The following is a 10,805-nucleotide window of genomic DNA, read 5'->3' as shown; positions in this document are numbered from 1 at the left end:
TGATGGAAGCGAATTCCGCGTGTCTCGCACTGTGGTAAGAACGCCGCGAACCCGTCTCGCGGCGCCATCGGGAGGTCAACAGATGATTGACGCGAAGAAAGCCGTAAGAACCTTCATCGCCGGAGCAGTGCTGAGCCTGCTTGCAGGCTTTGCCGGTCCGGCGTTTGCGGTAAGCGAAGTCAAAGCCGTGGTGAACGGCACCGCCATCACCAGCGGCGATGTCGCCAAGCGCCAGGCCTTCTTGCGCCTGCAGCATACGAAGGCCGACGCCAAGACTGCGGAGGAGCAGTTGATCGACGAGACGCTCAAGCGGCAGGAAATCGCTCGGGTCCGTATGTCGGTTTCGCAGCAGGACGTCGATGCGTCTTTCGCGCGCTTTTCGAGCGGCAATAAACTTTCCGTCGAGCAAATGTCGCAGATCCTCGATCGCGCCGGCGTCGGCGTCGATCATTTCAAAGCTTTCATCGCCGTGCAGATGAGCTGGCCGCGTCTCGTCAACGCGCGCTACGGTTCGGCGTCGCATATGTCGAACTACGATCTGGTCTCACGCATGATGCAGAACAACAAAGAAAAGCCGGTGACGACGGAATATATGCTGCAGCAGATCATTTTCGTCGTTCCTGAAGCCAAGCGCGCCGCCATCACCGGCAAGCGCAAGAGCGAGGCCGAGGCGTCGCGTTCGAAATTCCCAGGCTGCGACCAGGCGAAGGTTTTTGCCGCGACGATGCGCGATGTTTCCGTGCGCGATCTCGGCCGCATGCTCGCCCCTGAGATCCCGCAGGATTGGAAGCCACTGGTCGAGCAGGCCAAGGGCAACACGACAGGTACCCGCGTCACCGACAAGGGTGTCGAATATCTGGCAATCTGCAGTCAGCGCCAGGTTTCCGACGATCAGGCCGCGGAGATGGTCTTCCGCCAAGAGGATCTCGACAAGTCCAAGGGCGACAAGGAAGCAAAGCCGGAAAACGAAAACGCCAAGAAATACCTGGATGAACTGCGCAAGAAGGCGCAGATCGCCTACCGCTGACCGACAATGGCGATACCCTTTTTGCGACCGCTTGCACTGAGCCAGGGCGACCCCGCCGGCATCGGGCCGGATATTACCTTGATGGCCTGGCTGCGGCGGCGCGAACTCGGGCTGCCGCCTTTCTTCCTGATCGGTGATCCCAATGTGCTGGCGTTGAGAGCCCGCCAGCTCAATCTCGCTGTTTCGATCCGCGAAACGGACAGAGCCAGCGAGGCGGCCGGCTTGTTTGCGGACGCCCTGCCCGTCATGCCGGTGCCCGCAGGCATCGAGGTGGTGGCCGGCGAGCCGCACGAGGCGACGGCGAAAGGCACGATCGCGGCGATCGAACGAGCCGTGTCGCTGGTGATCGGCGGCGAGGTGCTCGCGGTCGTTACCAATCCGATCTCCAAGGCCGTGCTCTACGATGCCGGTTTCCGCTTTCCCGGCCATACTGAATTTCTCGCCGATCTCGCCACCAGGGCGACCGGCAAGCCAGTTACGCCTGTGATGATGCTGGCGGGCCCGAAGCTCAGGGCCATCCCGGTCACCATCCACATTCCCGTCCGGGATGTGCCGCAGGCGCTGACGGGCGGACTGATCATGGAAACCTGCCGGATCGCCCACGAAGACCTGAGGCGCCGTTTCGGCATCGAGGCGCCGCGGCTCGCCGTTGCCGGCCTCAACCCGCATGCCGGCGAAGGCGGGGCCATGGGCAAGGAGGATGAGGCCATCATCCGCCCGGCGATCGAGCGCCTGCGCGACGAGGGCATCGATGCGATCGGCCCCCTGCCCGCCGACACGATGTTTCATGACGAGGCGCGGGCGCGCTATGACGTCGCCATCTGCATGTATCACGATCAGGCGCTGATCCCGGCCAAGACCCTCGGTTTCGACGATAGCGTCAACGTCACGCTTGGGCTTCCCTTCGTGCGCACCTCGCCGGATCACGGCACCGCTTTCGGCATTGCCGGCAAGGGACTGGCGCGCGAGCAGAGCCTCGTTGCGGCGCTGAAGCTTGCAGCCCAGCTCGGCCGCAGCATGGAAAGCCGCCGCTGATGGCAGCACTCGATGGCCTGCCACCGCTTCGCGACGTCATCCAACGTCACGGCCTCGACGCGCGCAAGGCGCTCGGCCAGAACTTCCTGCTCGACCTCAACCTCACGCAGAAGATCGCCCGCACGGCCGGATCGCTCGAAGAGGCGACCGTCATCGAGGTCGGCCCCGGCCCCGGCGGGTTGACGCGTGCAATCCTGGCGCTCGGCGCCAGGAAGGTCATCGCCATCGAGCGGGATACGCGCTGCCTGCCGGCGCTAGCCGAAATCGCCGATCACTATCCGGGCCGATTGGAAGTAATCGAAGGCGATGCGCTAAAGACCGATTTCGAGGCACTGGCGCCGGAAGGCCCGGTCAAGATCATCGCCAACCTGCCCTACAATGTCGGCACGCAGCTGCTGGTCAACTGGCTTCTGCCGAAGGCCTGGCCACCGTTCTGGCAGTCGCTGACGCTGATGTTCCAGAAGGAAGTCGGCGAGCGTATCGTCGCTGGCGAAAACGACGACCACTATGGCCGTCTCGGCGTACTGTGCGGCTGGCGGACGCAGGCACGCATGGCCTTCGACGTGCCGCCGCAAGCGTTTACGCCGCCGCCGAAGGTGACCTCCACGGTCGTGCATTTAACACCTCGCGAAAATCCCATCCCCTGCTCTGTCGCCAATCTGGAGAGGGTAACGCAGGCCGCCTTTGGCCAGCGTCGCAAGATGCTGCGCCAGAGCCTGAAGCCGCTCGGCGGCGAAAACCTGCTCGTCAAAGCCGGGATTGATCCGGCGCGCCGGGCGGAGACCCTGTCGGTCGAGGAATTCTGCCTTCTCGCAAACAGCCTTTAAAGGTTCGGCGTCTCTTCCAGCAGTTCGCGGACGAAATCGAACATGCCATGGCGGCGGTCGCGCCGCAGGCGTTCGGCCTTGACGATCGACTGAACCGCGTCGAAGGCAGTGTTGAGATCGTCGTTTACGATGACATAGTCGTATTCGCGCCAGTGGGCGATCTCGGCGCGGCTGTTGGCGAGACGCGTCTGGATGACCTCTTCGGAATCCTCGGCACGGCGATGAAGCCGCGACTGGAGCTCGGTCATGGTCGGCGGCAGCACGAAGATCGAGACCACATCGGCCGACATCTTCTCCTGCAGTTGCTGGGCGCCCTGCCAATCGATATCGAAGAGCATGTCGCGGCCCTCGGCCATGGCCTGCTCGACCGGCTCGCGCGGCGTGCCGTAGAAATTGCCATGCACCTCGGCCCATTCGAGCAGCGCGTCGCTATCGCGCAGCCGCTCGAACTCGCGCACACTCTTGAAGTGGTAGTGCACAGCTTCGACCTCGCTCGGGCGGCGCTGGCGCGTGGTGACGCTGACGGAAAGGCCGATATGCTTGTCGGTCTCCAGAAGCGTGCGTGCGATGGTGGACTTGCCGGCGCCTGACGGCGACGAAATGACAAGCATCAGACCGCGGCGGGCGATCTGCACGGGCGAAGTTTTCGCCGGTTTCATGTCCTACTCCAAATTCTGGACCTGCTCGCGGAACTGGTCGATGACGACTTTCAACTCGATGCCGGCGGCAGTGACCGCGGAGGCATTCGACTTCGAGCAGATGGTATTCGATTCGCGGTTAAATTCCTGTGCAAGGAAGTCCAACCGGCGGCCGGCTGGACCACCTTTCACCAAGAGATCACGCGCTGCGGCGATATGCGCCTTCAGACGATCGATTTCCTCGCGCAGATCCGCCTTGGTCGCCAGCAGCGCGGCTTCGGCGTGCAGCCTGTCGCGGTCGAGCGCGGCCATGCCGTCCATCAGCAAGGCGACTTGTGCGGCAAGACGCGCGGCGATCTCCTGCAGGGAACGTGAAGGATCGATGTCGATCGTCCGCGTCAGCCCTTCGATCGTCGTGACATGATCGAGAAGAATGCGGGAAAGTGCTGCCCCCTCCTGTTCGCGCATCGCCTTGAGATCGGAAAGGGCGGCCAGCAGACCGACGGCGATATCAGCATCACGCCCGGCGAGCGCCTCTTCGCTATCCTCGCCTTCGCGAAATTCCACGATGCCGCGCACCAGAAGCAGCGTATCGAGCTTCAACGGCGCCGGATCGATCACCCCGTCCAATTGCTCGCGCATGGCAAGCACTGCGGCGAGCGCCTGCCTGTTCAGCACCGCTTCGAAGCGGTTCTCATCGGCGGTGACGGAGAGCGATGCCTGCAGGTTGCCGCGGCTGAAGCTTTCGCCCGCAAGGCGGCGGACCTCCGCCTCCATGCGTTCGAGGCCTGGCGGCAGGCGTAGGCGCAGATCGAGACCCTTGCCGTTGACCGATCGCAATTCCCATGCCCAGCGCCAGCGGCCACTCGTTCCCTCGCGCCGTGCAAAACCGGTCATGGACTGCAAAGCCATGCGAGCCTCCCGCAATATATCAGTTGATCTTCTTTTTCTTCGGCGGCACGGCAGTCGCGCCATTATCCGCCGGCTGTTCTTCAGGCTGGCCGTCGACCGCGATGTTCGGATCCGAGCCCTTGTCCGCCTCGAGCTTGCGCCAGCGCTTGACGTTGGCGTTGTGCTCCTCGAGCGTGGCGGCGAAAACATGGCCACCCGTGCCGTCGGCGACGAAATAGAGATCCTGCGTCTTCCAGGGATTGGCGACCGCTTCCAGCGCATCCTTGCCGGGATTGGCGATCGGCGTCGGCGGCAGGCCCTTGATGACGTAGGTGTTGTAAGGCGTATCCCGCTTCAGGTCGGACTGGTAGATTGGCCGGTCGGCCGGTTTGCCGTCGCCGCCGAAGAGACCGTAGATAATCGTCGGGTCGGACTGCAGGCGCATGCCTTTGCCGAGCCGGTTGAGGAAGACGGAGGCGACATGGGCGCGCTCATCGGCAACGCCGGTTTCCTTTTCGACGATCGAGGCAAGTGCGACGAAATCTTCCTTGGATCGCAGTGGCAGCGAGGAGTCGCGCTTGTCCCAGATCTGATCGACGAGTTTCTGCTGTGCCGCAGCCATCTGCTCGATGATCTCGGAGCGCTTGGTGCCGCGCGAGAATTTGTAGGTATCGGGGCGCAGGCTGCCCTCGGCCGGGAGTGCAGCCGGCAGATCGCCTTCCAGGACCGGATCCTCGAGCATGCGGTTGAACATCTGGCGGACAGTCAGTCCCTCGGGAAAGGAAACGGAGTAGAGAATTGATTTGCCCGACTTCAGAAGCTCCATGATGTCGTTCATGGAGGCTCTCGCCTTGATCTCGTATTCGCCGGCCTTCAGGCTCTCGCCAGCCGAAAGATGCGTCGCCGTGAGGTAGCGGAAGATGCGGCCATCGCTGATGATGGCGTTGCGCTCGAGATTCGAGGCGATCTCCGCCAGGCCAGCGCCATTGCGAACGATGAAATTGGTATTGGTCTGCAGCGGACCCGGGCTCTTATAGGTCGATGTGGCGTAGTAGAAGGCGATGATGGCGACGATGCAGACCGCGACCGCCATCGTCATGATGAAGTTCAGGAAGAGAATGACCTGGCTGCGGGCCTTCTTGGACCGCTTCGGCGGCTCCGGAACGCGCTCCGGACGCAGGGCCTCGCTCGGCGACTTCGGGATGATCGGTCCCTTCTGCCCTTGCGCATCGTTGCTCTGGTTCGTCGTATCGCTCACCGGCAATCCTCTAAAACTTGGCCCTCACTTCGCTATTTCGCGAAGCAATGCGGCAAAAGCAGGTCTGCCGCCGTTCAATAACGCCGGTCGCCCACCGCGCTTTCGCACGCCTGCCCTGCCATGCCGCATACAGGTTCTGTTACGCCGCGTGCAGGGTTCTGTTACGCGTAGCGGCGCAGCACGAGCGATGCGTTCGTGCCGCCGAATCCGAACGAGTTGGACAGCGCCACATTGATTTCTCGTTCACGAGCCTTGTGCGGAACAAGATCGATCGCCGTCTCGCGTTCGGGATTGTCGAGATTGAGCGTCGGCGGCGCGATGTTGTCGCGGATGGCGAGCGTGGCGAAGATCGCCTCGATGGCGCCGGCGGCGCCGAGAAGGTGACCCGTCGCCGATTTGGTCGAGGACATGGAGATTTTCGACGCCGCGTTGCCGACCAACCGCTCGACGGCGCCGAGTTCGATCGTGTCGGCCATGGTCGAGGTGCCGTGGGCATTGATGTAGTCGATATCGGCCGGCGTCAGCCCGGCGCGCTTCAGCGCCATCGCCATGCAGCGGCCGGCGCCTTCGCCGTCTTCGGACGGCGCAGTGATGTGATAGGCATCGCCCGACAGGCCGTAGCCGACGATTTCGGCATAGATCCTGGCGCCGCGCGCCTTGGCATGTTCGAGCTCCTCGAGCACGACGATGCCGGCACCCTCGCCCATGACGAAGCCGTCGCGGTCGCGGTCATAGGGGCGTGAAGCCTTCTGCGGGTCGTCGTTGTGCTGGGTCGACAGCGCCTTGCAAGCAGCAAAGCCTGCCAGCGAAATGCGGCTGACCGGGGATTCCGTACCGCCGGCGACCATGACGTCGGCGTCACCAAGCGCGATCAGCCGCGCGGCATCGCCGATCGCATGCGCGCCCGTCGAACAGGCGGTGACGACCGAATGATTGGGTCCGCGCAACTTGTGGCGGATCGAGACCTGGCCGGAAACGAGGTTGATCAGGCGGCCGGGAATGAAGAAGGGGGAGATGCGGCGCGGGCCCTTGTCGCGCAGGGTGTACCCTGCCTCGACGATGCCTTCGATGCCGCCGATGCCGGAGCCGATCAGTACGCCGGTGGCGATCTGGTCCTCATCGGTTTCGGGATGCCAGCCGGCATCGGCAAGGGCCATGTCGGCGGCGGCCATTCCGTAGATGATGAAGGGGTCGACCTTGCGCTGCTCCTTCGGCTCCATCCAATCATCGACGTTGAAAGTGCCCTCGGCACCGTCGCCGATGGGGATACGGCAGGCGATCTTGGCGGGAAGGTCGTCAACCTCGAATTCGGTGACCAGACGAGCGCCGTTCTGGCCGGCAAGCAACCGGGACCACGTCACCTCTGTTCCGCATCCCAAGGGTGATACCATGCCGGTACCGGTGATGACGACACGTCTCATCGCGTGCTTTCCCCCGTCTCTTATGTTCTATGGAGAAATATGCCAATAAGAAAAGGGCGGACTCTAGGCCCGCCCTTTCTCAAATGCATTGGATCAGGCCTGGGCCTTCTCAATAAACTTCACTGCATCGCCGACCGTCAGGATCGAGTCGGCAGCGTCGTCAGGAATTTCAACGCCGAATTCTTCTTCGAAAGCCATGACAAGTTCGACCGTGTCGAGCGAGTCAGCGCCCAGATCGTCGATAAAGCTGGCGCTCTCGACGACCTTGTCGGCATCGACGCCAAGATGATCAATAACAATTTTCTTTACGCGTTCTGCGATATCGCTCATGTCGGTTTCCTCGACCTTATGTCCTGATCAGAATGCCGCTACGGCACCCCTACCCTGTTTCAGCCTGCGATGTTTTCAGACATCCTCGGCAAACTCGTTTACCCGGCTTCAGAGATGTCCCAGGCTTGCGAAAAGCCCGCCGGTCCGTCTGCTTTCTCGGGATGACTGTTCACAGTCATGGCCCGCTTAACATGCTTTATGTCTGCCGCAAAGCCAGAAAATCAACGGTTCGTGATTGCTCAACATGCTATTGACGGAAATTATTCCCATGCCAACAGTTTGTCGTTTCAGATCATCGCCATGCCACCGTTTACGTGCAGCGTCTGGCCGGTCATATAGGCAGCCTCGGAGGACGCAAGATAGGCGACGGCCGAAGCGACCTCGCCGCCCGTGCCCATGCGCCTCATCGGGATCGCCCCCATGATCGCTTCCTTCTGCTTGTCGTTCAGCTTGCCGGTCATGGCGCTTTCGATGAAACCCGGCGCCACGCAATTGACCGTCACGTTGCGGGTGGCGATCTCCTGCGCAAGCGACTTCGTGAAGCCGATCATGCCGGCTTTGGAAGCGCAATAATTGGCCTGACCCGGATTGCCGGTGACGCCGACGACGGAGGTGATGTTGATGATGCGGCCATAGCGGCGGCGCATCATCGGATGCGTCAACTCGCGCGTCAGGCGGAAGGTCGCCGTCAGGTTCACTTCGAGGACGGCGTCCCAGTCCTCGTCGCTCATGCGCACGAAGAGGCCGTCCTTGGTGATGCCAGCATTGTTGACGAGGATGTCGACGCCTTCGAGATCGGCTTCGGCCTTCTGGCCGAGAGCCTTGACCTCATCACGGTCGGAGAGGTTCGCCGGGAAGATCTTCACGCGCTCGCCAAGTTCGGCCGCCAGCGCTTCCAGCTTCTCGACGCGAGTGCCGTGCAGGCCGACGATGGCGCCCTGCTTATGGAGAAGGCGGGCGATTTCCTCGCCGATGCCGCCCGATGCGCCTGTCACGAGTGCCTTGCGGCCGGAAAGATCGAACATGGAAACGTTCCTTATTGTCTGGTGATGTCAATCAAGCCATGAGGGCGGCGATGGCCGCGTCGATATCCGCCGGACCGTTGACGGAGATGCCGTTGATTGTCTTGTCGATGCGGCGGGCTAGGCCGGTCAGGACCTTGCCGGAGCCGAGTTCATAAAGCGTCGCAACGCCATTTCCGGCAAACCATTCCACCGTCTCACGCCAGCGGACCTGACCGGTGACCTGCTCGACGAGAAGCGCAGCGATCTCCTCGGCATTGGTGACCGGGGCCGCACGGACGTTGGCGATGACAGGCACGACCGGATCGGCCTTCTTTACGCCGGCCAGCGCCTCGCGCATCGCGTCGGCGGCAGGGGCCATCAGCTTGGAATGGAAGGGAGCGGAAACCGGCAGCAGAATGGCGCGCTTGGCGCCCTTGTCGGTCGCAAGACCGGCAGCCTTTTCGACGGCCGCCTTCTCGCCTGAAATCACGATCTGGCCACCGCCATTGTCGTTGGCGATCTGGCAGGCGCCTGTGGTGGCCGCCTCCTCGCAGACGGCGACGACATCGGCATGTTCGAGGCCGATGATCGCGGCCATGGCGCCGACGCCGACGGGAACGGCCGCCTGCATGGCATTGCCGCGAATGCGCAGCAGCCGCGCGGTATCGGCGAGCGAAAAGGTGCCGGCGGCGCAAAGTGCGGAATATTCGCCGAGCGAATGGCCGGCGACATAGGCGACCTTGGACTTCAGATCCAGTCCCTTGGCCTCAAGAACGCGGATAACGGCGAGCGAGACGGCCATCAGCGCCGGCTGAGCGTTTGCCGTCAGGGTCAGCGTGTCCTCGGGACCGTTGAACATGACATCCGAGAGCTTTTCACCGAGTGCCTCGTCAACCTCTTCGAAAACCGCGCGAGCTTCCGCGAAATTCTCGGCGAGATCCTTGCCCATGCCGACGGCCTGACTGCCCTGACCGGGAAACGTGAAAGCTATGCTCATATCAACTCCATCGCTGTCATTCGTCATCCCCGTGGGCGACGGCTTTCCGGTGGTCTTTCAAAAGCGATTATCGTTTCGGCCATCTGGAAATATTTAAATGCCTTGCTATGGTGCGCCTCCGCATGAAGGCGCACGCCCGCAGGCCGAAATTTCGGCGCTCGGGTTAGCACAAAGAGCTTGAAAGTCAAATGAAACCCAAGCGTATCCTCGTAACCTCGGACCTGTTGCGCGTCACGGGAAAGGAAACATCACGCAAGGGGTTCGCGACCAACACCGCTTTCTTCGCTGCACTGCTGAAGCCGCAGGTATCAGCGGCGACCCGTCTGCCGGTCAGCATATTGGAATGGGACGACACTTCATCATTCGACGGCAAAGCGGTCTATGATATGTGCAGGCTGGAAGCCAACGGGGCGGGCTGGGCGGCGATTTTCCATGCCGACGCGACGGACGAGCTTTGCGCTTTCTTCCTTCCCCATGTCGAAAATGCATTGGTGATCGGTTTCGAGATCGCCCCTCTGCTGCAGAAAATCCTCAGCCGGCTGGACATACCGTTTGTTGACCTGCGCTGGCATCCCCTGCGTTTTCTCGATGATATTTTCTTCGGCTTTTCATCCAACCGGAGCGAGATATCCGCAGCGATAAGTTCATACGCCCTATCGAGCCAAGAGGTGGATTTCCATGTCGGATTGCACAGGGCAACGGCGATCCGGCGGAGCGCTTTCGGAGAAAAAGGGCCATCCTACAACACGCTGATCGTCGGCCAGACCCCCTTCGACGCCTCGCTCATCGATGACGGGCGCATTGTTACATTGCAGGATTACGAGGATAGCATAGCGGCGCTTGCCAAGGCAGGTTCCATCGCCTTTCGCCCGCATCCTTTCTCACCTCACATAGGCCCGTCGCTGGTGGCGCTTCTCGATCGTCATGATATCGCACGCGTCGGCAGCAATATCGATATGTACGCGCTTCTATGCGACGAAACCCTCCAGCATGTCGTCGGCCTGAGTTCGGGAACCCTCGATGAAGCGTCTTTCTTCGGGCTACCCGTAACGAGGCTTATTCCTGAGCATTTCCGCTATCTTCCTGAAGCGACGGACGCGCCTGAGACAAGCCGGGAAGCCCTGGTCTATACCGGCGTCTATCACGCATTTCTCAGCGTCGACTTCTGGGCCGATATCCTCCGCCCGGAGCTTGAAAGCACCTGGCACAACGGCAACCCTGTCCCCTTCAAGCCGGATCGTTTGCGCCATGCGAACGGGTCTTACTGGGGCTTCCTCGATACTGGCGGGACCAATCTGGTCATGCCTTATAATACACCGGAATGACGAAGCCGCCCCGGGCAGGCGACTGCCCTTCACCTCCCACATTCTTCATCAC

Annotated in this window: 11 protein-coding genes; 4 read left to right on the top strand and 7 right to left on the bottom strand. The window is 61.8% G+C overall.

What is annotated here, in order from left to right; all coding sequences use genetic code 11:
* Positions 1-82 precede the first annotated feature (82 nt).
* Genes EFQ99_RS09670 through rsmA form a run of 3 tightly spaced genes read left to right on the top strand, consistent with a single transcriptional unit; the run spans position 83 to position 2,889 of the window.
* Positions 83-1,027 (top strand): SurA N-terminal domain-containing protein, encoded by a 945-nt coding sequence (locus EFQ99_RS09670; RefSeq protein ID WP_126920798.1) that lies wholly within the window; start codon positions 83-85, stop codon positions 1,025-1,027.
* Positions 1,028-1,033: 6 nt separating this feature from the next.
* Positions 1,034-2,062 carry a 4-hydroxythreonine-4-phosphate dehydrogenase PdxA gene (gene pdxA, locus EFQ99_RS09665; protein WP_126920797.1) on the top strand — a complete coding sequence of 343 codons (1,029 nt, stop codon included), beginning with the start codon at positions 1,034-1,036 and terminating at the stop codon, positions 2,060-2,062.
* Positions 2,062-2,889 (top strand): 16S rRNA (adenine(1518)-N(6)/adenine(1519)-N(6))-dimethyltransferase RsmA, encoded by an 828-nt coding sequence (gene rsmA, locus EFQ99_RS09660; protein WP_126920796.1) that lies wholly within the window; start codon positions 2,062-2,064, stop codon positions 2,887-2,889. Before pdxA ends, rsmA begins: the two co-directional genes overlap by 1 nt.
* Here rsmA and gmk read toward each other — a convergent pair.
* The 7 genes from gmk to fabD form a co-directional block, all read right to left on the bottom strand.
* Positions 2,886-3,548, bottom strand: coding sequence for a guanylate kinase (gene gmk, locus EFQ99_RS09655; protein WP_126920795.1), 663 nt, complete (start codon positions 3,546-3,548; stop codon positions 2,886-2,888). The two genes, rsmA and gmk, sit on opposite strands and share 4 nt — an antisense overlap.
* A 3-nt stretch (positions 3,549-3,551) precedes the next feature.
* Complete coding sequence (locus EFQ99_RS09650; protein WP_126920794.1) at positions 3,552-4,439, bottom strand: YicC/YloC family endoribonuclease; 888 nt, start codon at positions 4,437-4,439, stop codon at positions 3,552-3,554.
* A 19-nt stretch (positions 4,440-4,458) separates the two neighbouring features.
* The gene (gene mltG / locus EFQ99_RS09645; RefSeq protein WP_126920793.1) at positions 4,459-5,676 is read right to left on the bottom strand and encodes an endolytic transglycosylase MltG; all 1,218 of its coding nucleotides are present in this window, start codon (positions 5,674-5,676) and stop codon (positions 4,459-4,461) included.
* Positions 5,677-5,837: 161 nt separating this feature from the next.
* Positions 5,838-7,097 carry a beta-ketoacyl-ACP synthase II gene (gene fabF, locus EFQ99_RS09640; protein WP_126920792.1) on the bottom strand — a complete coding sequence of 420 codons (1,260 nt, stop codon included), beginning with the start codon at positions 7,095-7,097 and terminating at the stop codon, positions 5,838-5,840.
* Positions 7,098-7,190: 93 nt separating this feature from the next.
* On the bottom strand, positions 7,191-7,427 hold the full coding sequence (locus EFQ99_RS09635; RefSeq protein WP_003547058.1) for an acyl carrier protein: 237 nt from the start codon (positions 7,425-7,427) through the stop codon (positions 7,191-7,193).
* Positions 7,428-7,714: 287 nt separating this feature from the next.
* A complete protein-coding gene (gene fabG, locus EFQ99_RS09630) occupies positions 7,715-8,452 on the bottom strand; it encodes a 3-oxoacyl-[acyl-carrier-protein] reductase (protein ID WP_008522356.1) in 738 nt (245 codons plus the stop codon).
* Positions 8,453-8,483: 31 nt separating this feature from the next.
* On the bottom strand, positions 8,484-9,428 hold the full coding sequence (gene fabD / locus EFQ99_RS09625) for an ACP S-malonyltransferase (RefSeq protein ID WP_126920791.1): 945 nt from the start codon (positions 9,426-9,428) through the stop codon (positions 8,484-8,486).
* Positions 9,429-9,616: 188 nt separating this feature from the next.
* Here fabD and EFQ99_RS09620 point away from each other — a divergent pair, with 188 nt between their 5' ends.
* Positions 9,617-10,753 carry a hypothetical protein gene (locus tag EFQ99_RS09620; protein ID WP_126920790.1) on the top strand — a complete coding sequence of 379 codons (1,137 nt, stop codon included), beginning with the start codon at positions 9,617-9,619 and terminating at the stop codon, positions 10,751-10,753.
* The last annotated feature ends 52 nt before the right edge of the window (positions 10,754-10,805 follow it).

It is taken from the genome of Rhizobium vallis (genome assembly GCF_003985155.1).
GTDB classification, from domain to species: domain Bacteria; phylum Pseudomonadota; class Alphaproteobacteria; order Rhizobiales; family Rhizobiaceae; genus Rhizobium; species Rhizobium vallis.
The sequence above is the reverse complement of the archived record's forward strand: the minus strand, read 5'-3'. Positions and strand labels throughout refer to the sequence as shown.